This is a genomic window from Marinibactrum halimedae (assembly GCF_021234875.1).
In the GTDB taxonomy this organism is placed as follows: Bacteria; Pseudomonadota; Gammaproteobacteria; order Pseudomonadales; family Cellvibrionaceae; genus Marinibactrum; species Marinibactrum halimedae.
On sequence record NZ_JAJQVM010000017.1, the window covers coordinates 51,066 to 75,676 of the forward strand.

Annotated in this window: 14 protein-coding genes; 11 read left to right on the forward strand and 3 right to left on the reverse strand. The window is 42.3% G+C overall.

Features of this window, described 5'->3' with window-relative positions:
- Positions 1-290: 290 nt before the first annotated feature.
- A complete protein-coding gene (cspE, locus tag LU351_RS11250; RefSeq protein WP_232594168.1) occupies positions 291-497 on the reverse strand; it encodes a transcription antiterminator/RNA stability regulator CspE in 207 nt (68 codons plus the stop codon).
- Positions 498-1,253: 756 nt separating this feature from the next.
- Between cspE and LU351_RS11255 the strand changes: the two genes are divergently transcribed.
- The 8 genes from LU351_RS11255 to LU351_RS11290 all read left to right on the forward strand — a co-directional run bounded on the left by LU351_RS11255 (position 1,254) and on the right by LU351_RS11290 (position 12,997).
- Complete coding sequence (locus tag LU351_RS11255) at positions 1,254-2,780, forward strand: alanine/glycine:cation symporter family protein (RefSeq protein ID WP_232594169.1); 1,527 nt, start codon at positions 1,254-1,256, stop codon at positions 2,778-2,780.
- 67 nt (positions 2,781-2,847) lie between these two features.
- On the forward strand, positions 2,848-4,257 hold the full coding sequence (locus tag LU351_RS11260; RefSeq protein WP_232594170.1) for a M28 family peptidase: 1,410 nt from the start codon (positions 2,848-2,850) through the stop codon (positions 4,255-4,257).
- A gap of 391 nt (positions 4,258-4,648) precedes the next feature.
- Positions 4,649-5,488 (forward strand): GGDEF domain-containing protein, encoded by an 840-nt coding sequence (locus LU351_RS11265; RefSeq protein ID WP_232594171.1) that lies wholly within the window; start codon positions 4,649-4,651, stop codon positions 5,486-5,488.
- Positions 5,489-5,779: 291 nt separating this feature from the next.
- Entirely contained in the window at positions 5,780-6,838 is a 1,059-nt protein-coding gene (locus tag LU351_RS11270; protein ID WP_232594172.1) for a GGDEF domain-containing protein, read from the forward strand.
- A 640-nt stretch (positions 6,839-7,478) separates the two neighbouring features.
- Positions 7,479-8,171: a sterol desaturase family protein gene (locus tag LU351_RS11275; protein WP_232594173.1), complete on the forward strand. Its 693-nt coding sequence runs from the start codon at positions 7,479-7,481 to the stop codon at positions 8,169-8,171.
- Between the two features lie 281 nt (positions 8,172-8,452).
- The gene (locus tag LU351_RS11280) at positions 8,453-8,887 is read left to right on the forward strand and encodes a hypothetical protein (RefSeq protein WP_232594174.1); all 435 of its coding nucleotides are present in this window, start codon (positions 8,453-8,455) and stop codon (positions 8,885-8,887) included.
- A gap of 300 nt (positions 8,888-9,187) precedes the next feature.
- On the forward strand, positions 9,188-10,246 hold the full coding sequence (locus tag LU351_RS11285) for a TPR end-of-group domain-containing protein (RefSeq protein ID WP_232594175.1): 1,059 nt from the start codon (positions 9,188-9,190) through the stop codon (positions 10,244-10,246).
- 501 nt (positions 10,247-10,747) lie between these two features.
- Positions 10,748-12,997, forward strand: coding sequence for a trypsin-like peptidase domain-containing protein (locus tag LU351_RS11290; RefSeq protein WP_232594176.1), 2,250 nt, complete (start codon positions 10,748-10,750; stop codon positions 12,995-12,997).
- 196 nt (positions 12,998-13,193) lie between these two features.
- On the opposite strand, the gene LU351_RS11295 is transcribed toward LU351_RS11290, so the two are convergent.
- Positions 13,194-14,681, reverse strand: coding sequence for a TonB family protein (locus LU351_RS11295; RefSeq protein ID WP_232594177.1), 1,488 nt, complete (start codon positions 14,679-14,681; stop codon positions 13,194-13,196).
- A gap of 637 nt (positions 14,682-15,318) precedes the next feature.
- Between LU351_RS11295 and LU351_RS11300 the strand changes: the two genes are divergently transcribed.
- Complete coding sequence (locus LU351_RS11300; RefSeq protein WP_232594178.1) at positions 15,319-16,668, forward strand: MATE family efflux transporter; 1,350 nt, start codon at positions 15,319-15,321, stop codon at positions 16,666-16,668.
- 320 nt (positions 16,669-16,988) lie between these two features.
- Here LU351_RS11300 and LU351_RS11305 read toward each other — a convergent pair whose 3' ends face one another.
- Positions 16,989-17,666: an OmpW/AlkL family protein gene (locus LU351_RS11305; RefSeq protein ID WP_232594179.1), complete on the reverse strand. Its 678-nt coding sequence runs from the start codon at positions 17,664-17,666 to the stop codon at positions 16,989-16,991.
- Between the two features lie 617 nt (positions 17,667-18,283).
- Between LU351_RS11305 and LU351_RS11310 the strand changes: the two genes are divergently transcribed.
- Positions 18,284-21,523 (forward strand): immunoglobulin-like domain-containing protein, encoded by a 3,240-nt coding sequence (locus LU351_RS11310; protein ID WP_232594180.1) that lies wholly within the window; start codon positions 18,284-18,286, stop codon positions 21,521-21,523.
- Between the two features lie 378 nt (positions 21,524-21,901).
- The gene (locus tag LU351_RS11315) at positions 21,902-24,400 is read left to right on the forward strand and encodes a carbohydrate-binding protein (RefSeq protein WP_232594181.1); all 2,499 of its coding nucleotides are present in this window, start codon (positions 21,902-21,904) and stop codon (positions 24,398-24,400) included.
- Positions 24,401-24,611 lie beyond the last annotated feature (211 nt).

A 24,611-nucleotide genomic window follows, 5' to 3' on the forward strand; every position in this document is an offset into this window, starting at 1 on the left:
ACTGTTTTGTAATGATTAATTGCCCTTGTTTAAATAATCAGTCGCGATGTGGTGGCACTGACAAGTTGGGTGCCTCTAAATTAGGTGCTTCGGCGGTGTAAGCACTTCTGTCGTTTCTCTTCTCTACCGTGTATTTGTCGTTTTATGTCTTATTGTTTATAGCTTAGTGCGCACGATTAAGAAGTGTGCATAAATTATTAACTAAATAGTTAGTTTTTTTGGTCTTAAAAACAAAAAAGCCCGCCAGATTTAAGCCTAGCGGGCTTTTTGAGAGTCGTTAACCAATCTGATTAGATTGCAATAACATTCTCGGCTTGAGGGCCTTTCTTGCCATCAGTCACGGTCATTTCGACACGTTGACCTTCTGCAAGGGTCTTGAAGCCATCGCCAGAGATAGCGCTGAAATGAACGAAAACGTCTGCGCCATTTTCTTGAGAAATAAATCCGAAGCCTTTAGTTTCGTTGAACCACTTAACGGTACCGGTTGTTCTTGACATGGAGATTATCCTGTAACTGTATTTGTTTTGCCCTAAGGCGTTGGTGCTGGTTTTAAATACGGCTTATCGTTAACACAGGACGTGGCACTGCTTCCCCGATGCATGGCACGGCTAAGCGAGGTGTAACGTGTTGCAGTATTACAAAGCTTGACCGAAATTTAAACACAACGCGACTACTTTATTGCTAAGTCCGGCTATAAACAAGTGAAATCTTTATTTTTTCGAGACTAAAGTGAAAATTTCGTTCACAAGCGCTCTATTTGGTACAAAAAGTGCTCTTTACTGAAAAAATGTTGTTTTAGGCGATCAATTTTATCCCTTTTTTGGTATTCATTCTTTTAAATACGGTTTTTCTGAATTGAGTGCCCAAGGTTTGTGGCTAGATGGCCATCCTCCCGAAATGATCACTTTGAGTACACGGGTTTGTTCTGTGGTGCACCGGCAGACGCTTTTCATAAGATTAGCGGTGGTGTCTGCTTGATGATTATCGTCGTGGTCTTTTGTGGTGTTTGTACTGTGAAACGTTTGAGATGACATAAGGTGTGTTTTGAGTGCAGTGTTGGCCTCTTGTTGACCTGATTGCCTTCTTATTGAGCTGTGAACTGAGCAAGATATTCACTAGGAAAATATTCGGTAGCTTTGAAACCCGCAAGCAATCAAAATAAGATCCTTCAAGATGCTGAGTCGCTTGGAATAGCCTTTTTATAAACGATTCCAATCACTCATGTAACCAATAAAAACTATGTAGGCGTTTTTATGCAAGATGCAGTAAATTTTTTGAACGGTATTATTTGGAGCCCGGCATTGGTTTATCTGTGCTTGGGGGCGGGTTTATTTTTCTCGGTGTTAACGCGCTTTGTCCAAGTGCGTCATTTCAAAGAAATGTTACGCCTCATTGGATCTTCTCAAAGTTCCAGTGCGGGGGTATCGTCATTTCAGGCATTAACGATTTCCCTCTCCGGTCGTGTTGGTACGGGTAATATTGCAGGTGTGGCAGCCGCCATCGGATTTGGTGGGCCCGGTGCAATCTTTTGGATGTGGGTGGTGGCGTTTTTAGGAGCGGCGACCTCTTACATTGAGTGTACGCTTGGTCAAATCTACAAAGAAAATCACGAAGGGCAATATCGTGGTGGCCCTGCTTACTACATTGAGAAAGCCATGGGGCAGAAGTGGTATGCCTGGGTATTTGCTATTGCAACCATTATTGCAACGGGTTTGTTATTGCCTGGTGCTCAGTCCAATAGTATCGGTAATGCTGTAGAGCTGGCCTTTGGAGCGAGTACCAATGGCGGTGATATTAGTACTGCTAAGTTGGTTGCGGCTACCGGTATTGTGATTGCGCTCTCGTGCATCATTTTTGGTGGTGTTAAACGCATCGCTAATTTCACTCAAATTGTTGTGCCGTTTATGGCGGTAAGTTACATCATCGTTGCTTTTGTCATTATCGGTTTAAATATCGATAAATTGCCTGGTATTGTTGCGATGATTTTCAATGATGCTTTTACCCCTATGGCGGGCTTCGGTGCGGCGATTGGTTGGGGAGTGAAGCGTGGGGTTTATTCTAACGAAGCGGGTCAGGGCATGGGGCCGCAGTCCAGTGCTGCCGCTGAAGTGGATCATCCTGCGCAGCAGGGGCTAGTGCAGGCTTTTGCGGTTTATGTGGATACGTTGTTTGTTTGTACTGCTACAGCATTCATGATTCTGATCGTTGGAACCTATAATGTGCAAGGGGGCGGAGAAGGTGTTTGGCTGGTTCAAAACCTAGACCCATCGGTGGCTGCTAATAGCCCTGCCTTTACTCAGTTTGCTATTGAAAGTGTTTTTCCAGGTTTGGGAACCATCTTTGTTGCCATCGCTTTAACCTTCTTTTCATTCACTACGATTTTGGCGTATTACTATATCGCTGAAACGAACGTGACCTACCTACAACGTTCTATTAAAGTTCCAGGCTTAACGTTATTGCTTAAAGTGGGTTTGATTGGCTCTACATTCTATGGGGCTGTTAAAACCGCTAATCTGGCCTGGGGACTTGGTGACATTGGTGTTGGTTTAATGGCTTGGCTTAACATCATTGGCATTATCATTATTTTCTTCATGGCAAAGCCCGCTATCAAAGCGCTTAAAGACTATGAATCTCAGCAGCGTTCAGGAAAAGACAGGTATTCCTTTGATCCTAAGAAGTTGGGTATTAGCAATGCAGATTTTTGGGAGCATCGTAATGCTTCTGCTCATGCTGCAGGTGAAAAATTAAAGACGAGTGAATTAGAAAAAGTAAACTCTTGATTCAGGCAGTTTTGTAAGAAAGAGTCGATCTAAATAAAAATATTATAAAGTAGTTAGGAGAGAGGGTATGGGAATAAATAAGTTTCTAATTGGAGCGGCGTTGTATTCATTTGCCACTTTGGTTGGAGCGCAAGCGATTGATGAAAAGACGAAGGCCATCGCTAATGACTTAATGGATAAGGCGTCACAATCACAGGCGTACTCTATAGTGGAGTCTTTAACGACGGAAGTCGGGCCCAGATTAGCGGGCAGTGAAGCAGAAGCCAGAGCGAGGGATTGGGCGGTTAAGAAATTCAAGAAAATGGGGTTTAAAAATGTTCGAGTGGATCCGTTTGATGTTCCTTGGTGGGAGCGTCAGGTTGAATCCGCTGAGATAGTGTCTCCCTTTCCTCAGCCCTTATATGTCACTGCTCTCGGCGGTAGTGTGTCTACACCTGATGGTGGTGTAACCGGAGAGGTAGCGATTTTTCCCAATCTGGCAGCCTTGAAAGCCGTTAAAGATGGTGGTCTTAAAGGAAAAGTCGTATTCATCGATGAGTTGATGACTCGTACACAAGATGGCTCAGGTTACCGTGTTGCCGTAGCTAAGCGTCGTGAAACAGCCTATGAAAGTGCAAGGGTGGGTGCTGTGGGGGCGCTCATTCGCTCTGTAGGAACCAATGCGCAACGATTCCCTCATACAGGGCAAATGCGTAGTGGTGAAAATCGTACCGAACCGAGTGTGCCTACCGCTGCACTATCGGCTCCGGATGCTGATCAGTTGGTTCGTGTTGCCTCACGAGGCAAACCCGTTAAAGTCAAAATGACCATCAAAACCGAGTCTCGGCCCCGCGCACAGTCTGGAAACGTCATTGCAGAAATTCCGGGGCGTACAAAACCGGAAGAAATTGTATTGATTGGGGCCCATCTGGATTCCTGGGATTTGGGTACGGGTGCTGTAGACGACGGTGCTGGCGTAGGCATCGTCATGGGAGCAGCGAAGTTATTGATGGACAATGTGAGAAAAGCCCCTGATCGTACCATTCGAGTGGTTTTGTTTGGCTCTGAAGAAGTGGGGCTTGTTGGGGCACGGGCGTACGCTAAGCAGCATAAAGCGGAGCTTAAAAATCATGTGCTGATTGCTGAATCTGATTTTGGTGCTGGGAAAATCTGGCGTTTTGACAGTCGTGTTGGCCAGGGGGGGCTTGAGGCGATTGCACAAATGCAGGCTGTTTTAGCACCACTGGGTATTGCGCCTGGCAGTAATCAGGCCAGTGGTGGGCCAGATATGATTCCAATGCGTGAGGCGGGGGTACCTGTTGTGGGTTTGATGCAAAATGGGTGGGATTATTTTGATCTTCATCATACTCCCAATGATACGCTCGATAAAATTAACCCCGATGAGCTGAATCAGAATGTGGCAGCCTATGCAGCTTTTATCTACATGGCCGCCATGGCCGATACGCGTTTTGATCGAGATGAGGCAAGTTTTGATTAATAGGCTTTGAGCTTTTCTGTCTTATACAGGCATCTTTAAATACATAAAAAGCCAGGGGTTATCCTCTGGCTTTTTTATTGGGATTGGAGAATGTGAGTGCGGGTCAATGTGTGCTTTCGTCAAGGTTAGTGCTTGAAAATCTTGTGAGGCGAAAAGAAGGTGTTTCATTACCCTACCCTTAGGTACTTTCAGTAGCATTCTATCGGTGGCAGCTCTGATGGTTTTATTCAATACTAAAGAAATACGTCATCCATATATTTGATATTTTAGAATTTTATCCAGATTTAACGCGAGATTCTGTATGCGCTACCGATACACTGCGATTATTCTATGTATTGTAATAACACTTTTAGAATTAGTGTATTGGTTTAGTTTGGACTTTAAATTCAAGGTGGACCTTTCATGGACTGATATCATCAGTGAGTCGTTTATTTTACTGTTTAATATCGTCTTGATTGTTGTCATTCTGCGAGCTCGGTTGTCTGATTTAGTCTTTTGGCCGTTATTTCTAGGATTTGTTTTATTGTTTTTTTCAGGTGTTCCAGATCTTATTGATGAAATTACTCAGATAGATTCATTATTTCTAAGTGCACAGGAAAATATCGGTTACATTTTAGGGATGTTGATGATGACCTTGGGGTTTTACCTGTGGGGGGAAGAATACCGTTTGGCCAATCATCGCTTGTTGCAGAGCGAAAAAAAATACAAACAACTCAGTATCACTGACTCTTTAACGGGGCTATATAATAGTGGATATTTCTTTAATGTGCTGTCGAGCGAAATCGCTTTGGCTCGTCGCTATCAATTATCTTTAAGCCTGATTGTGATGGATATTGATGATTTTAAAAGTCACAATGACCGCTATGGGCATATTGAAGGTGATAAAGTTATTGCGGCAATGGGGCATGAAATTAAAGCCGTGTTGCGTGAAATAGATAAACCCTTTCGATATGGCGGTGAAGAATTTGTAATTCTTTTACCCAGAACCAATCTTTATACCACTTATACAATTGCAGAGCGAATACGAAAAGCCGTATTAGCCATTGAATTTGAGCCCAAGCCAGGAGAGGTAGTAAAAAAAAGTGTGAGTATTGGTGTGGCAGAGCTGACGGAAGAAGATTTACCGCAATTGTTGGTAGCAAGAGCGGATGCTGCTATGTATTTGGCCAAACGGCAGGGTAAAAATCGGGTGGTTTCTCTAACGTCAGAAGAGCATATGCAAATAGCATAATAATTTTAGAAGTTAAAAAAATTATTTTAATTTATTTTTGGGCGGATATTAATCTGAAATGCTTTCAAATTAATTGAGGATCTTCCTTTGCTCTAAAGTCATATGGATTACACTTTTTGTGGCTAGCACTGAACGGCAGTAGGAAGGATTCACAGGTAGGTTACCAATGATAGATGGGTGAAATGTTATGGGTGGATTGAAAGGTTGTGAATTGACCATGAATGGCAGATAGTTACTGCTATACTCTTGAAGGAAAATAAACGCAGTATTGGTGCATGCAAGGAGGTGCATATGCAACCCTCGGTACCGGAACACACAAAGCCTTCTCACCTTAAATCAAGTTTACCCCTTACCTCTCGTAAGGTGGGTGCCTCGACGCCATCTTTAATTACCACCCTTGAAAGGCACTATGGGCCGGATGCTGGAAAAGTGCTGGATCAATTCATCGTAAAAAGTTTGGACGGGTATGCCTTTTACGATACGAATGACACTCTGGTTTTTTGCAATCCAGCATTTGCGCATGTCTTTAAGAAGCCTCAAAATACGACGGTGGGTTTGACATTTAGTGAGCTTATGCGCGCCTCTTTTTTGGATGAACATGGCCTTAAGCTGGATAACCTTAGTGTAGACGAATGGCTTGAGTTTTCTCACAAGAGTCGTCGTAGTAGACCCTTTCGGTGGTATGAGCTGCAATTTAAGGATGACCGTTGTTATTTAGTATCGGAGCAAACTCATGCTGATGGATGTGTTTTGATTCAATTGAAAGACATTTCTCAGCATAAGAACCGAGAGAAGCATATGGGGTATGAGCTTCGTAAATTATCGCAGTTGTCTATGGTTGATGATTTAACACGCTTACCCAATATTAATGCGTTTTCGACAGATGTAGAAGCAGAGCTTAACCGTTGTACAAGGGCGAAAGTACCGGCTTGCTTGGCACTATTTGAGTTGAATGATTTCTCACGCATTGTCGACAAGCATGGTCGGGGTGGTGGGGATGCTGTTCTGGTATTAATTGGGCAACTTCTTCAAGACCATATTCGTCCCTATGATATCTTGGCTCGCGTGGGAGATACTCGCTTTGGCCTATTCTTAGCTGAAGTTGATCTGCCGTTGGGCCGTGTTATTGTTGCACGTTTGCAACATGCTCTTGATCAGGAAACATTGGTGTCTCATACGGATCGTGTTCAGTTCGGTGTTTCTTCCGGTATTGCTGATGGCGGTGTGAATTCAACATTTGAATCATTATTTGGCAATGCCTTGAATGATATTAAAAAAGCTCAAGCCTCCCACGGTCGTGAGATTGGTTATCATGATGCCATGGCCTCTTACTATCGCCCCCTATTTTAGAACTCTTCTTTCTGCTTTGCGTGTACTCAATGTGAATTAGGGTTGAAATCACATTGAGTGTGTGCAAATGCCTCCCTGTTATTGGATTTGTCCAAAATAGTATGCTTTTTACATTTAATTTTTTTTGAACTTGATAAAAATTGATTTTTTGTTTTTCAGATATTAAGCCTTTTCAAGATTTTTATTTTTAAATATTTTTATTGTTGCCTTGATTTATTAATAAAGGCAAAGGCATTATTTTATTAATTAACTCTTAGGATGTTGTGAAGGCGTGATAAGAAAAGGGTGTTCATTATCATTATTCTGATTTAAGTATAGTTGTTGCTTTTATTAAAAGTCTGAATACTGTTTGGTTGTTTTTTGATCTTCCTTGATTTGGCTTTTGGATTTTTTAAGAAACAAAGGCTTTTGATTGTTTTGAAAATTATTGGCTACAATTGTCGCCATTGTTTTTATTTTTAATTGTTTGAGGTATGGATGTTGTTTTTTTTATGAGGTGTTAATTCGTAAATTTATTTGAAGTGTTTTTGAGATTAAATAATTTTAATGGCGCCTAAATCATCTATTAAGCAAGCCTTAATTGAGTAAATTAGCGCACAATGTGTGCTCCTTTTCACTCGATAAATAAGAGGTTTGATTTATGTTGATGGATTTAGCAATTGTTCAGTTTTTTGTATTGCTGATTTTTACAATCCTGGAAAAGTTTTTTCCTAACCAAATATTTGATCGTCAAAAACACTACGATCATTTATGGGTGTTGGTTTGTTTATTTGGTGCAGTGTGGTTACGCTGTGTAATGCTTTATTATCCGTCACCTCAAAATGAAATTGATAACCCTGTTGCGGCGGGAGTGATTTTTTTCTTTTTGTATTCATTTGGAGGTTATTGGTTGCATCGGTTTAAGCATTCTAATCGATTCCTTTGGAAGTATATTCACCGTTTCCATCACAGCCCGAAACACATGGAGTCTCGGGTGTCAATGTACCGACATCCCTTGGAAATGTTTGTGAATTCTGCCTATATCTTACCATTAGGCTATCTATTTGGAGCCTCTTTTGAAGTAATCTGTGTGGCGTTAACGATTGAAGGCTGTTTGGAGGCCTTTCATCACAGCAATATTCGTTTAAACAAGCGATTTAAATGGTTAGGGTACTTTATTCAAACACCGTCTATGCATTTAGTTCACCATGAAGTAGACGTTCATAGGCACAACTATTCCACGATCTTTTGGGATTCGATTTTTGGAACAGCAAAAATTCCAGATAATGATGAAATAGGTGTCGGCTTTAAGGGTAATGATGCCAAAGCTTATTTTTTCTTAAAAAAGAATTGACCTTAGTGTCTTGCCATTGCCATAGTTAGTGTGTGGCTACAAAAGTAGCCACACAAGCGTGAAAAACAGCTACAATAAACTAAGTAAGCAAGCGCCTACTGATTAATTTAGGATGGTAAACGTAACTGGCTCGCACACAAAGGCCGTTCACTTATTGATACCGTTTGTTGCTGAGGTTGTTTATTAACTAAAATGGTTTATTAACTAAAATTATTTATTAACTAAGATTGTTCATTAACAACGCTGATAGTTGTTTCAATCGAGAGTAAAAGGATTTTGGTATGCAAGCATCACCTCATGACTTTCCAATTTCGAGTTCTCCTGCTCAATTGGATCATACACTACAAAAACTCATTGCAGATTATGTGAAAGTCTATAGTTGGCGTGATTTGGCAGAGCATGTTGCCGCCTCAGTTCGTCGCCAATATGCTCAAGGTGAATATTTGGTGGAAGAGGGGTTGATTTCCAGCTGCGAACTGGAGGCTCATATGAAAAGCCAAATACCAAGCCGAAAGTACCTACAAGACTTTGCTAAGGGGCGTCCAATTTGTTGGCGTTATACTAATACTATTGCCAATTTTTTTGGTCATCAATATGTGGCTCGAAATTATAATCCACAAAATGATTTGTATGAGCGTTTACGTTTAACGTTGACTCAGCCTGCTGAGAAATATCATATGCATCAACCCCATCAGTTCCCACCTAGCTTGAACTGAGAGAGTACCTTCGTCGGTACGACTCGACAAGTTTGCCCGCCTTTCATTGTCCAGTTCGTCTTCTTATGACTTTGCTGGGTGGGTTAGCCTCTTTCTTACTCTTACTCTTCTGTTACCCTGCTACTGCACTGTCTGCCTCTTTTTTGCTTTTATTTTATGCACTTTGACAGCCGCAAATATCCAGCCATAAGTGCATTTAGCGCCAATAATAATAACATTCTGTGCTAATGTTTAGCGGGTAATATGTTAGAAAAACAACATGTTAGTTAATAATTGTGTTTGGTTATCAAAGGTGCAGTGATGTTTCTATCTTCTTTGTCTCGGTGGGTTGTTGGGCTTTTTTTAGGCATGGCTGTATTCTCGCCAGTATTGGGGCAGGTGAGCGCTAGTCAATCAAGCACTATTCCATCAAGTACTACCCCATCAACCACTACCCCATCAACCACTACCCCATCAACCACTACCCTGATTGATTCATCTGTGGTTGTTGCACGAGGTGAGTCATCGAGTGCCATGGCATTGTCTACAGAGCCGAATACAACAGAGGCTAAGCTGGAACACGTTGTAGGGCAGCTGAAAGAACCCCTTTATTCTCCTTTTATTGAGCGTTACCTATTGGATGAACTGCGACAGGTTCGTATTGATATGGCGGCTCAAAAAAATGAGTTGGTTCGGGAAGTGGTTGATCGTGAAATGCATGCGGTGGATAGGGCGATTACTTATGCTACGGATACGGTCACTTATTTTTTCTATGTGATTGCCGCTGCCAGTTCCGTTTTGGTGATTGTTGGATGGACATCCATTCGAGATGTAAAAGAGCGTTTACATACCTATGCGGATAACGAAATTAATCGCATTATCAGCGAGTATGAAACTCGTCTTGCCAATATTGAAGCGCAATTGCATCGAGAAACAGTCCAAATTGAAGAAAACCGTGAAGAAATTGAGAAAGCTAGAGAGGTGCAATCCCTTTGGCTACGAGCCGCTCAAGACAATAACATTGTTTCAAGAATTGGTATTTATGATGAAATTTTGAACATTCGCAGCGATGATTGTGAGGCGTTAACTTATAAAGCTGATGCGGTACTGGAATTAAATGAGCCACAATGGGCAGCGAACTTATGTCGTCAAGCCCTCTCGATTGATCCCAATAACAGCCATGCGTTTTATCAGTTAGCTTGTGCGTATACGACATTGGGCTTTTTTGATGATGCTGTGCGTTGTTTAAAGGACGCATTAGCACAATCAGAATCTTATCGAGACGATATTCTTTCCGATCTTGCATTGAAGCCATTGATGGATTTCGCACCTTTTAAAGAGCTGATGAATTTGGAAGAGAATTCTGAACATGCTTCTTAAGTAACTTTTATTCCTCTGGTGTTCTCTCTTTATTTGCATATTTTCAATCAACTGCACATCTTAAAAATGAGCACGTATCCTTACATAAACTAATTTATGACAAGCGTGTTGTCGTGAAAAGAATAAAAATAATGAAGGTGCGATTATTTTTAATACAGATTTCAACCTTTGAGATGGGGATTGATTTGACTATTTAATCACCATTGATAGAGCAGTATGAGTAGTAGGTCTTTATTAATTTGAGAGCCGGATCTCACCATTTGATGAAGAGGGCCTTGGGTTGCCTATTTCGTGCTTTTTTCGGTTGCGAAAGACAATGTCTGGCGAGATATTTACTCCGATATAGGTAAGCTGTCTTCTTACTTGTAGTGTGTGTTACTTTTGAAGCCGCTTTAAAGAAATGTTAATTGTTGATTTAAGTGATACACCTTCTGCAATGAGAAACACTTATTAAACTCAACTAAAGCCAGTTTAAAAAGGCTTTTCATTGTCGGAGGGGTTATGTCTTTCACTAAGACCGTAAAAATGCCACGAAAACCTATTTTGATGGGTATCATTGCGAGTATCGCCAGTGTGAGTAGTTTTGCGGATTCACCTGTTGTCAATAAAAGCACTGCTGCTGACGAAAAAGCGATTGCAGAGATCACTGCGGTGACTCCAAAACATTCTGCGATTAAAAAAAATGCAGCTGTTGAAAAAGTGGATGTTTCTGTAAAAAAACAAGCGCAGCTTATTGGCAAGACGGAAGAGATCACTCGTGTCATTGACCCTTCCTCACCTCGCCGGGACAAAACTATTAAGCACCCGGGCGCCACCTTCATAAAATTGCATATATCAGAAATTAATTTAGCCAATGGTGATTTTATCACTATTTCGGATTCGCAAGGCAATGAAACATTTCGGTACCCGAGTGGAACAAACACTTCAGCTCCAGTGGATGGTTTTTGGGCCATTTCCGTTTTAGGGGATACCGCTGTGGTTCGTTTGCGTGGCCCTTCTGGAAAAACGAAAGACGCAGACCATTCTGATTTGGTTGTGATAGATCAATACAGCTATGGTTTAAGCCAGAAAGCGTTGCAAGAGAATCAGTTTGTCACAAAATCCATTTGTGGCGCAGAAGATCATGTGAATGTTGCCTGCTATTCCAACTCGAATCCAACCGAATATGCGAATTCGACAGCAACCGCCAGAGTGATTTATCAAGAAGGTGGTTCAACCTATACCTGTACTGGTTGGCGCGTGGGGCCGAATCCCGATACCTTAATTACCAATGAGCACTGCCTCAGTAATCAAGCTATCACAGATACAGCAGAAATTTGGTTTAATTATCAATACAACAACTGTGAAGGTTCAGGGAGCCCATACAGCGGTCGCGTTGTGGTGACAGCAGATCGTCTTTTGGCGGTCAGCGAATACCATGATATGGCTTTAGTGACGTTAAATAATGCCGATACCATTGCGCAGTTTGGTGCGTATGAATTAGACAATCGTGCCCCAGTTTTGGGTGAGAACATCTACATTCCACAACATCCGGGTGGTATTCCTAAGCGCTTATCTATTTTCAGTGATCAGAATAATGGATTGTGCGAAATTGATAGCACCAACGATTTTGGTGGCCGTGATATCGGGTATTACTGTGATACCGAAGGAGGGTCATCTGGTTCGCCTGTTATCGCTTCTTCTACCAATAAAGTCATTGGTCTTCACCATTATGGCGGCTGTACCAATAACGGTGTTCGTGTTGATCAGTTTTATAGCCTAGTGGCCCCATATCTGGATGACCAGCCTAGTGATGGTGGCGGTAATAATGGCGGTGGTAATGATGGTGGCGGGAGCAACGGTGGTGGTAATGGCTCCACTAATATATTAGCCGCGACCAGCTTTGAAGGGGCATCGACTGGCGACTGGTCCCAAGGTGCGGACGATGATTTCGACTTTACTCTTACTTCTGGTACGACGCCTTCCAGTAGTACTGGTCCAAGCGGTGCGGTAGATGGCAATTACTACGCTTACCTGGAAACCTCTGATGGCCGTGGCGCTTTCTATGCAGGTGAAACCGCTACATTAGAGACGACTAACCTCTTTACCGCCGACAACTTGAACCTGAGCTTTTCTTACCACATGAGAGGCAGAAATATTGGAACCTTGGAGGTGCAAGTAAGAGAATCCTATGGCGCTTGGCAAACCGTGTGGAGTGAGTCTGGCGGGCAAGGTGACCGTTGGTTTTCTGAAAGTGTTGACTTAAGTGCTTATAGGGATGAGGTTCAGGTTCGATTCTTAGCAACGGCTGATGGCGGCTGGAGAGGCGATATCGCACTGGATGAAGTTGTGTTATCAACAACCGATAGCGATCCGTCAGTTGGTGATGGTGATCCGGGTGGGGCTAATGATGACCCTGGGAATACAGATCCAGGTGATGGCAACTCAGGTTCAGGAAATGGTTCTGGCGGTAACGGTGGCTCTGGAGCAGGTAATACACCTTATGCTTTTGGTATTGAGCAAGATGGTACGGTATATCATCTACAAACAAATCATACGGCAGACTGGGTTTATTTATGTCTGAATGATGATTGCCGTGCGCCGAGCGATACCAGCAACGGACGTTGGTCTCATAATTTCTCCGTTGACCCAAGCCAAACCTACAATATCACCGTAAAAATACAAGATGCCCAAGCACCAGGGCAGTGTATTACGACTGAAACCGGTGTTGCCGTAGGAAGTGGTGTGGCACGCTCTGGTTGTAGCAACTAATCGTTTAGTGCATTCGTTTAGTACATTCGTTTAGTGCATTCGTTTAGTGCATTAATTATTCGTTCACCAAATTGACTCATTGTTGAATGAATGTGTAGGAGTGTAAGCCCCTCTTAGTACAGCTTGTATTTGTTGTCATAGAGGGGTTTATTACATTGCTTCGTAGTTTTCGCCGAATTAATAAAGTAATGCCCTATCAAGATTTAAACTGGTATTGAAGTTGAATACTTATGTTATCTGTGTTGACTTGTAGTGGAAGCATTTTAAAAGGGGCGGCATTCTCAATGGCTTTCTCTATAGCGGAGTTGAAATAAGGTTTTCTAGCAGACTTAACAAAGTCGACTTTGATCACTTCTCCCCATTTGTTAACGGTAAATTCAACTGACACCTTTCCTCTTTCTCTCATCATCGCCGCTTGAGGCGGATATTTTATCTGTTCTATCACCAGTGATTTCAGGTCTTCTTGATAAATTCCAAGTAATCTTGCTTGTTCTGTCTCTCCTGCTGGGTCTATGATGATTTTCTCAGGCGCACTGGGGCGAATGAGTGTCGGTTGAGGTTTGTTGTTTTTTGAAAATAAAAATTGGATGTCAAAAAACAGGTCATTGATATCGATATCTTTTGGAATCCAAATATGATCAATGGATTCATGAATGGTTTTTTTCAGCTCCTGAAAGAAAATATCTTCTTTTCCTGTTTGGGGGATTGCAGTAAACCCTTCGCTTTTTTCTAAAATAACTTGGGCATCTACTTGGCCTTTCTCAGGAAGGTTTTTTGCCCAGAAAGGAAATTCAGTGTGATGATTAACATAGCGTTGTACTTGCCATTGGACTAATTTTCTCATGTAAATCAGAGTGGCGGCTTTGTGTTCTTCGTTGTCTTGTCTGATGGCTTTTTGTTGAGTTTTTTCCGTTTCAGCCAATCGTTTTTGTTCAGCTTGTCTTTTCTTTTGAATTGCCAATTGCTGTTGTCTTTCTTCTTTCAGAGCCTTTTCTTGAGCCAACCTTTCTTGTTGGCGACGTTTAACTTCTTTTAACTTTCTCTCTGATTCTCGTTTTGATTGTTGTTCTGCTTTTTGCCAAACTGAATAAATATTCTCTCTGCCTTGAGCAATGCGGTTTGAAGATAAAATATTTTTTGTTGTAAGCCAGTCAGAATCCTGCTCGCCATTTAATAAACTATTTTTGAATGCCTTGGACGGTGGTACATCGCCTAGCCAGCCTTTTACCACATAATAAAAAAAGTTGCTTTTCGTGCCTGTGTAAACGGTATCTTCATTGAGTTGTAACGTGGTAAGTTGTGGTGTGTAGGTTAAACTAACAACATCCCCTTCATGTAATGACTCTTTGGCGAGATTGAAAAACTGGCTAAGTGCGCTTGCAGACTGCTGGTCGATTTCTCTAGTATTGTTGATGGTGAGAAGTTCTTTCCAATAGCGTGTCCATGCTCTTCGCTTCCAATTTTTTTTTGCCACCACCAGTACTATTTTTTTGTGTGTGGAGCTTTCCAGAATGTAATTTACATCGTCGGATTTTTTATCCACGTATAAAGCGGCGGTATATAGGGGTTCGTTAAGTTGTTGTAAGGTATAGCCTCCGTTGAGTACAAGGTTATTGGCGGCACTGTGGGAGATGGTGAAAACAGTAATGATAAAAAATAGCGAAGCAAGATAACGTATACTCATGATGAACTCATAATTTTGGTCTGCAATAAACGCGTCTGAACAAGTATAGGTGATGGCGTTGTGTTTATTGCACTGAAGGCGGAAGGTAGAAGAGGCTGAGCGTTAGGGGTATTTTTTTAACGTCCCAATTAGTCATATTATCTTTGTGTGTTGTTTGGGCATGGATATCTGATCGAGGGTTAAAGTGAGATGAGATTTGAATAATTTTTTTGTGCATCGGGTTTGCCTTGAATAAATCGAGAAAACACTTTTTAGTCTATACCCAGTCTAGTCATGATCAGCTTAGTCTACCTATGTAAATAGGGCCAAAGGATATAGGGCCAAAGGATACGTAAAGATTTGCAATGACCATCAACATCATTTCATGTCGCTTAATATTTATGTTTTATTTGAGTTGATTTTGGCGACATTATCTGCAATTTAACTAAATGCTAACCTTTCTAAAGAACCTCTTTTTTATTTCGTTGTCCGTTTCATTGCTTGCCTGGATGTCACCGTAAGGGGCTTATTTCGGTCGTTTTGCAGGGAAACATGAGTAAAACACAACCCAACAGATCAAGATGTCGATACATCGAAGGCGTGAGCAAGTAAGAACTTGAGTCGATATAGCATGCCATTCAAACATTAAGGCTTTTTCATGACTACAACAATTTCCGCGAAATTAGTGGAAGGATCGGTATCCGAGCAACTACGTCGTATGGCGATCCCAATGACATGGGCCATATTGGCAATGATGTCATTCAGTGCCGTAGATACATATTTTGTGGCGCAATTGGGGGAAACCCCCTTGGCGGCAATGAGTTTTACCTTCCCTGTTGTCATGGTGTTAACCAGTGTGGCCATTGGTTTAGGTGCCGGTGCATCATCAGTATTGGCTCGTTCTATTGGCTCTGGGGATGAGGCTACTGCCCGCCGTCTTGCAACGGATGCCATTAGCCTGAGTTGCCTCATCTCGGTTGCATTTGCAGTACTGTTGTACGGTTTTAACGATTGGATTTTTCTCCAGCTCGGTGCGCCAAAATCACTGTTGACAGACATTCGTGCCTATATGGGGCCTTGGTTATTAGGCGCCCCTGCGCTTGTCTTGGTCATGGTGAGTATGTCGGCATTGAGAGCCATGGGGATGACCAGTACCCAAAGTAAAATCATGATTATTTCGGGGCTTGTGAATGTTGTCTTGGACCCGTTATTGATTTTTGGGTTGGGCCCGATACCTCGCATGGAGCTTGCCGGTGCGGCTTGGGCTTCTTTTATTACCCGGTGGATCACTTTGTTCGTGGCGTTATGGTTAGTGGGGTATCGCTTGCACCTGCTCACCAGTCCGTTCTGCTCATTTCGGGTGCTATGGCAGTCATGGCGTTCAATATTGCATGTAGGTGTTCCAGCCATGGCCACCAATGTCATCATTCCCCTCTCTAGTGGTTTTGTGGTCGCGCTGGTTGCCCGTGAAGGGGAATCGGCGGTAGCGGGCTTGGGTGTGGCAACACGCTTAGAGCCTATTGCATTGGTGGTGTTTTACGCTTTATCCAGTGTGGTGGGGCCATTTTTTGGTCAAAACCAAGGCGCGGGTCGTTACGATCGATTGCAAGAAGCCCTGCGTCAGCTTTCGTGGTTTTGTCTCGGCTGGGGGGTTGGGTTAGCGGTATTATTTTGGGTGTTGGGAGGGTGGTTGGTTGGATTTTTCTCCGATATTCCAGAGGTAAGGTCGGTGGCGTTGTCTTATCTCATGCTCGTTCCCATCAGTTATGGGGCTTACGGGATTGTGATGTCCGTAAACGCTGCGTTTAATGGGTTGGCAAAACCAATGCCTGGCGTGGTTATTTCTGCCTGTCGAGTACTCATTCTTTACATGCCGTTGGCTTGGTTGGGGCTACAGTTGTGGGGCGTTAATGGTGTTTTTATTGCCACGGCTGCGTGTAATTTGCTTGTGGGAGGCATCGCTTTTTTATGGATGCGTCGAACCCTGAATTTGCCGTCTGTGCAGTAGGGATATAGGAATAGAGCGTTCAAACCTAAAAAAGCGATATATTGTATGGAGATATTAGAAAGCAGAAACGATCTTAAGCCTTTACAAAGGATTGATATTTTACGGAGTGAGTGTTACGCCGAAAATTTTGTGGAGCATTGGGGAGTAGGACAGCCTGTTCCAGAAAAATCTAAAAATAAGAATGCAATCTTTTAAGTAAATTGATGAGCTTGGATTGTGTAGAAAGTATTAATGGGACAGTTTGATTTGCGTATTTTATGCCTGATAGTTTACGAGGAAAGAGGCCGTGAGACCTCATTTCTACCCCGATTTTTATCGTTTTAAAAAGTATAGCTAGCACCAATCATATATACGATAGGGTCAATTTCAACATCAATATTTACATTTCCTAAATTGGCCGTTTCTGCAGTAGCGGAGCTATCAATATCCATTTGCCATACGGCCGCATTGAGTTTCCAGTGATGGTTTAATCGAATATCAACACCAAGTTGGGCCGTTAAACCAAAAGAGTCATCAAGTGATAAATCACTATCGCCCGCAATGGCTTCAAACTCTGAAGTGGTATCTTCTTCAAAAAAGGTTGTGTAATTTAGTCCCAGTCCGATATAAGGCTGAATGGCGTCATTTTTGAGATCGAAATAATACTGTGCAGAGAGGGTTGGAGGTAAATGTTGAGTTTCTCCGATAGTGATGCCCAAATCCTCTGAATCTATTTGATGCTTGAATGGTGTGGCAAGCAGTAATTCTACGCCGAAATGTTGTGAGAATTTATAAACAACGGATAACCCCAGTTGAGTGTCATCTTCTACGTCTAAGCTTAAAATATCACTATCAGACGAAGGCGCAACGGTCGCGGCCCCAAAACGCAATTGCCACTGATCTGAATCTGACCATGCTATAGATGGGTAAAGAATAGCGGCAAGTCCAATGGCGGGGCTCACTTTTCTAAGGAGGTTTAAAATGTAAGAAGTGATGTGTCTGTTTGTGTAACTGGGCATAATTTCCTCTACATCATCGGTGTTTGATGAAGTGATTGTGCCAATATGAAAAATTCAAAACTTGATGAAGGTCAACTGTGATTGTTGGTTGGAATATCACTAAATGTTTTTTGAGTAGAATCAAATAATGTATCGACAGTGTTAAAAGTGAAGCACATGTGCTTTTAAGACACTTGATTTTATTCTAAATAAGCGTGCTTAGTATTGGTGAAAACCCGTTCAAGTGATTGTTATTTTATGGGTAGTTCAATTTATTTGAAGATCATGTTAAATGGCATTAAATCACTATTTAATTGGCGCCAAGTTTATTTTATTTGAATGTATTGTGTGCCAAATAAATCTTCTTCGTGACAGTTCTACATTTCCCCAATCTTAAACCTGTCATAGCTGTCATTAATGTAATATGTGTCAAAATTAGAGTTGGCACATATATCCTCTATATTTCGTAATAGCGCAAAACTAATTTCGCACTTATCGTTTAAGTATACAACAAATCCGTCTTTATCCCTCTATTTAGCGTGATCATCCTCACAGTTCAAAATTCGATCATCTCTAGAATATTCAGCCATACCGATTTTCAAGTAAGCCTCTTTTAACTCACTGACAGGTTGATCACTATGAAAAAGCTTCCACTTTATACGGCGATGGCCGCGCTATCCTTAAGCGCCACTTCTCAAGTTTTTGCAAGTGAGATTTGCGACATAGATGCGTTGCGCAATCAAATGGGCAGTTTAATAGCTGAAGTTAAGGCGACACCTAAAACAGATCCAAGACGTGCAGAGTTACTGGATTTGTATTTCGAAACAAAAGCGGAATATCAATCTTGTAGAGCGATCATTCAACAAGCTCAGTGGGTGGAAGAGAATTGTGATTTACCTGCGTTACGCACAGAAATGAGCGATACGATGGAGGCAATGATTAATACGCCTAAAACAGACCCTGCTCGCCGTGAATTGTATGAACACTACAACGTGTTAAGTGCACAATACGACTCTTGTGAAGTGGCTATTGCCGAAGTGCAAGATTACATCGATAACAATGGTACTGATTCAGAAACCACCATTCCGAGCAACGATGCTCCTCAAATTGCAATTTCTGGTGCAAACCCACTGTATGTTTCCTATAAAGGAGAATTTGCTGACCCTGGTGCAACGGCAACGGATAAAGAAGATGGCACTGTGGCCGTTTCAGCACAAGGTGCGGTTAATACTCAGGTTGCTTCCGGTCATTTTACCATTACTTATACAGCACAAGATTCTGCTGGCAATCAAACACAAGCCACTCGCCAAGTGATTGTTGGAGAAAATACGACACCAACTATTGCTTTACAAGGTGATGAGATTTTGAATTTTGTTACTCATTCCAATATTGAGGAGCTTGATTTTGGTGCAATTGCCAATGATGTTGAAGATGGTGAATTGCAAGTTTTTGCAGATTACAGTGCGGTCGATACCACTCAAGCAGGTGAATATACGGTGGTATATACGGCGAATGATTTGGATGGTGCATCGGCCTCTATTAGTCGTACTATCGTATTAGTGGACCCTCAGCCTGCAACATTGGCTTTACTCGGTTCTGAAATTATTGATATGGAAATCGGTGATGTTTTTTATGACCCCGGTTATGTTGCTATGAATTCCACAGGCGAAGATGTCACTAATCGTGTTCGTGTGTCGGATAATGTAAATACCAATCAAGCCGGTGTTTATACTGTTAATTACGAATTTGAAAATGGCAATAATCTCGTCACTGCTGAACGTAAAGTAGTAGTGAATACGCAAAGTTGCCCGGATACTTGTACGACGGGTTGTATTAAATTGGCTGCGCACCATATGCAATGTGCTACGGATTTCCCAGGGGCGCAACAAGTGGTTTCAAATCCTGTGAGTATTGATGCTTCTCAAACAACTTGCACGGCTCCTTGTGGTGTTCACTTTATTGCAGAAGCAAACGGCGATTACGGTGTTGAATCTAATTTCCATCACTTGTCTTATCACTGGGATTTTGGTGATGCGAAATCGTTTTTCCGTTCATTGGATGCAGACTTTGCCTTTGGCGGTGAAGCAAATCGTGCCCAAGGCATGTACGCTGCCCATGTGTTTGCAGAGCCAGGCGAATACGAAGTGACATTATATACAGCGGCGAAAAATGGTCGTTACAGTAATTCTACCATTACAATTACGGTACAAGCGCCGGAAGAAAAATATTCAGCATCAGAAACCATTTGTGTTTCTTCTTCCAGTGACTTTGAAGGTTGCCCGACAGGCGCAGCGCATTATAGAAATTGGGATGCGATGACCGATGCCGTAAAACGCATGAGTCGAGCTTACGTTGTCTTGCGTGCAGGTGACGAATTCGATATGAACAACAACATGATTCTGCGTACAGGGGATTATGTGTTTGATCGCTTTGGTGAAGGTGAAGATCCTGTCATTCATATTTTGAATTCAAAAACCCCAGTTATCGCGCAAGATGTAAAAGCCATTTCAGTGGCGAATTGGCAGCTTGTTGGAGATTATGATCCAAAAATTGGTATTGGTAATTCCTATGGCTCAAAAGGTTTGTATTTCGGACAAGGCGATAGCTTCCAAACTAATAACGTTACGGTTCATCGTACCAGCATTAAAGGGTTGGGAATGTGCTTCTCACCTCGTGGCGGAGAAGGCCAAGTATTTGCTGATAACGTCTGTACCGATTGGCAAGATTATGGCTCATTATCTGATTACACTTATCGCTTAGCGTTTGTTGGTAACAGTATTCGTCAAAACCCAGAAGCATTCAGTGGTGGTGATCAGAAAAATGATTCTAAAACAGAGCACACAGCGAACGGAACCCAACGTACGTTTTCCTACACATTTAATGTATTGGCCGAAAATGACATGGCAGTTCAAATTGAAGATGCCAATGGCAGCATTACTGAATTGACATTAGGCAGTGGTTATACCTTGAATATGAGTAATAAAACGGTTGCTTTGGCATCGGTGCCAAAGTCTGGTGATTTGGTGCGAGTGTATCACCGTCTTTGGGCAGATCACGGTTCATTACGAATTGCGGATGCTCGTAACTTGGTTGTTGCAAAGAACGATTTGTTTAACAACGTAGGGTGGTTTGGTGTACAAGGTGAGCATCATAATCCTGCGCTACGCTACAACACTGACGGCGAAGCAAACCACAGTGGCGTCATTGTTGAGAACTTAATTCAAGGTGGCACTATGGCGGCGGTCTTCGAGCCTGCCAACACCCGCATTGGGCCACAAACAGGTAAAGCCATGGTGGAGCGTAATATTTTCACCGGTACGCATGCAACTTATTACGGTGTGCGCTCGGCTTACGGTAACATGACCATGCGTAATAACGTTGTTCAGCAGCCCAATGTAGAAACCATTACTAACGGATACGATGTGGGCATTCTCTTCTGGGAAGCATACAACGCAGGTAATGGTGCAGACCCTGTTAATTTCCAATTACCAGTAGAGGTTTACAACAATACGATCATCAATTTATCTAACGATACGCGTGGAGCGAATGGAAGAATTAACTGGGTTGATTTTAAAGATGTTTCCAATGCAAAAGATCACACTAAATCGACTGAAACTTACAAAGATTTTATCTCAGTAAATGGCGTGGCTTATGCACCACAAGCGAACCTTGCGGAGTACCACAATGACCCAAGTTTTAACGAAACTTTCCACATGATTGATGAGTTATCTCAACCCGCGATGATGGATATGCCAGGATTGTTTGACACTTTGTGGGGTTACAAACGCAGCGAAAATACCACAGCCGGTGCAACTGAGGCGGCAGTAGATTACATCGAAGCGGCTCCCATTAATGTACTTAATAACGGCACTTTTTAAGGGAGTAGTATGCAATATTGCCAGAAGTGGTTGGTGGGATAGATTGGTATAATAGCGCGTTTTTTGAGTAACCCGCCTTAAGGCGGGTTTTTTTGTGCTTAATGTGCCGTTTTTAATATTACATAAATGCGTATTAATGACGTAAATTTGGTTGGTGAGTGAGACTGGTTGTAAATAGATTTAAAAAGTTCAATTTTATTTGATGGTATGATTAATACAGTTGTTTGCTTTTGAAGATATAAGTTTGGGTGGGTTAATCATTAAATTGTAAAATAGAATTGCTGTTATTGTGATATGGTGCTCCTTCAGCTTTTTATTGCTGAGTGTTTGGGTGTTTTTTGTAAAAGCAACAAGAATTAAAAAGCAAGGAGCGTTGTAATGAATAGAAATTTTGGTTTTTCCCCACGGCAAATAGTATCCATTGCCTTATTGAGTCTTTCCTCCTATTTGCAAGCGGCCGATTCCGAATTAGGTGAAAATCTTCTAGGAAATATTCCTCTATCGGACACCTTTCAACTTGAAAATTCACTGACTTCTACCCCTTTAGATATGAATATCGATCAGGATTCTGATGGGCTGATTGATATCTCTACTCTTGAACAATTGGACTGGGTGAGAAATAACCTGGCGGGCACAAGTTTAATTTCACACTCCGGGGTTGAGTATCATTGTCAATTTGTCTGTACAGGCTATGAGTTGGTAAATGATTTGTCGTTTGATACCAATCAAGATGGTGTGGTTGATGAAAATGACGATTATTTTGACTATGAAGGCGATAACTCAATGCGAGGGTGGCTTCCCATTGGTTCTGAAGCTCGTGGGTTTTCGACGGTTTTTCATGGTAATAATCATACTATCGAAGGGCTTTATATTAATCGGCCAGAGCAATCGTTTGTTGGTCTATTTGCACGTTTGGAAAGTGAAGGGGTTGCAGAGTCGAATATTACGGTCATTTCAGACTTATTTATTGAAACGGCCGAGCAAGGTGTTATAGGAAAAGATAATGTGGGTATTCTCACAGGGAATATACATATCCTTCAGGGTGGTGTTATTACTCTGAAACAAATGGATGTAAAGGGTCGCTTGGAAGGAGTGAGAAAGCTGGGTGGTTTGGCTGGCAGTGTTACGTCAACCACGGATGAAGGATCGGCCAGTGGTCTGGTAACGTTTCGCCAAAATAACGTAAATTTAACGGCGCAAGGGCAAAATGATATCGGCGGTATTGTGGGGTCTATTTACGATTCGTGGTTTTTGGGGGGGAATTATCATCGCTACCATTTAATCGACAATGAAACCGATGTGGTATTAAGTGGATACAGTTATCTTGGGGGAATAGTGGGGTATGTATTAGTTGAGGCCAATGAAATACTGTTAGAAAGAAATCATTCGAAAGCAATGGTCACAGGAAACACGAATATTGCCGGTATTGTGGGGCAATTTAATTGTGGCGGAGGAACGGATTGCCAGCTAACGGAATTGACCACCAACGCTTCATTAAGGAACGCATCGCGAGCGGGAGGTATTATCGGCGGTTTGTATACTAACACTGACAGTAAATTGTCGAATAGCCGTGCCATCGTTAATATTCGTGGAGAGAATTCTGTTGGAGGGTTAGTTGGGGAATTGGTCGCAATCGTTCCACCTCGAGGTGGGAATAGTGAGAGCATAGTCAGTAATAGTTCATCAGTGGGTTTTGTCTCGGGAGTCAACTCCGTTGGTGGTTTAGTGGGTATTGCAGAAACCATCACCAATAATCTTGACCAAAGTAAACTTGAATTAACAAAGGTTTTTTCAACGGCACGAGTGATTGGTCAATCTCAAGTGGGGGGATTAATTGGAACGGTGAGTACCAGCCCGGAAGTGGAGGGGGGTGGTTTTATTCCGAGAATTAACAATGCGTATGCCGCAGGCGTGGTGCGGGGTGATGATAATGTGGGTGGGTTAGTTGGTTTATACACGGTTGATCCTTTATCTTATGGCTATTTTACCGGTGGCTCTATTTCCAACAGTTATTCTGTGAGTTTTGTGCAAGCAAACACCAATGAGATTGATCGCATTGGGCAGTTTATTGGCGCGGCGGATTTTCCTTTACGTAAAAGGTTCAATTATTACCAGACTAATACGGCGACTCTCCCGGGTATTGGTGCGCAATTCTCAGACGAGGATTTTCCCTCTTCTGACCCGACGCCTGATGAACTGTCTGGGCATTTGGTATCGCAGCTTTCTTGCCCAGAGGCACCAGATAATACCGATTGTGCGTCGACAGACCTGTACGTAGGTTGGGATGAGTCCATTTGGGATTTTGGTAATAGCACGCAATTGCCAGGGCTTATCATTAATGGCCGAGTGCAACGTCCGATTGTGGGCATAATGCCACCACCACCACCGGCAGATGTCATTTTTGAGGCTGAAGATCAGGAATTGTTAGGTCATGCTATGGTGTATTCGGATGAAAGTGCATCAGAGGGAGCAGGGGTGGCTTACATCAGTGCCATTGGATCTGGGTTTCGAATAGCCAATGCGCCTCAAGCAAGAAGTATTTCGGTGGTGTTTGCGTCTATCATGACTGGAGCATTGTCCTTAAAGGTCAATGGTGAAGACCACAATGTACGGTTTTTTAGCACAGGCTCTTGGGTGAATAACTACACCACTGCCATTATTGACGTCGAGGTGCCTGCAGGTGCTACAGTAGAGATGGTCTATGAAAATGGTGATGTGGCCATGAATGTTGATCAATTAATTTTTCATTCTATGCCAATGGAGGAGCCGTTTGAGGTGCCCGATAACTTTTGTCCGGCAAGTCACCCTTTATATTCAAACACCTGTAATCGTTGTTTTACGGATGAGCATCAGGCGGCCAGTGCCAATTGTTTATAGAGAAGGTGCATTAAAAATACGGTGTGCATAACGGCTGGTGTTTATTTACGATATCAATAAAACACATGTCGTCAGCTGGTCATATTTAGTTCGTTATAGTTGTTAGTCGGCTATAGTTGTTAATCGGTTATAGTTGTTGGTCGGTCATAAAAAGCGTTTTGTGGCCGACTTTTATGCCAGGTTTTTCCTCTCACTCGCATTGATATCAGTT

Bases quoted from the DNA above. Each gene is read 5' to 3' on its own strand.
- cspE (WP_232594168.1), bottom strand. From the start codon at position 497: ATGTCAAGAACAACCGGTACCGTTAAGTGGTTCAACGAAACTAAAGGC.
- LU351_RS11255 (WP_232594169.1), top strand. From the start codon at position 1,254: ATGCAAGATGCAGTAAATTTTTTGAACGGTATTATTTGGAGCCCGGCA.
- LU351_RS11260 (WP_232594170.1), top strand. From the start codon at position 2,848: ATGGGAATAAATAAGTTTCTAATTGGAGCGGCGTTGTATTCATTTGCC.
- LU351_RS11270 (WP_232594172.1), top strand. From the start codon at position 5,780: ATGCAACCCTCGGTACCGGAACACACAAAGCCTTCTCACCTTAAATCA.
- LU351_RS11275 (WP_232594173.1), top strand. From the start codon at position 7,479: ATGTTGATGGATTTAGCAATTGTTCAGTTTTTTGTATTGCTGATTTTT.
- LU351_RS11280 (WP_232594174.1), top strand. From the start codon at position 8,453: ATGCAAGCATCACCTCATGACTTTCCAATTTCGAGTTCTCCTGCTCAA.
- LU351_RS11285 (WP_232594175.1), top strand. From the start codon at position 9,188: ATGTTTCTATCTTCTTTGTCTCGGTGGGTTGTTGGGCTTTTTTTAGGC.
- LU351_RS11290 (WP_232594176.1), top strand. From the start codon at position 10,748: ATGTCTTTCACTAAGACCGTAAAAATGCCACGAAAACCTATTTTGATG.
- LU351_RS11295 (WP_232594177.1), bottom strand. From the start codon at position 14,681: ATGAGTATACGTTATCTTGCTTCGCTATTTTTTATCATTACTGTTTTC.
- LU351_RS11300 (WP_232594178.1), top strand. From the start codon at position 15,319: ATGACTACAACAATTTCCGCGAAATTAGTGGAAGGATCGGTATCCGAG.
- LU351_RS11305 (WP_232594179.1), bottom strand. From the start codon at position 17,666: ATGCCCAGTTACACAAACAGACACATCACTTCTTACATTTTAAACCTC.
- LU351_RS11310 (WP_232594180.1), top strand. From the start codon at position 18,284: ATGAAAAAGCTTCCACTTTATACGGCGATGGCCGCGCTATCCTTAAGC.
- LU351_RS11315 (WP_232594181.1), top strand. From the start codon at position 21,902: ATGAATAGAAATTTTGGTTTTTCCCCACGGCAAATAGTATCCATTGCC.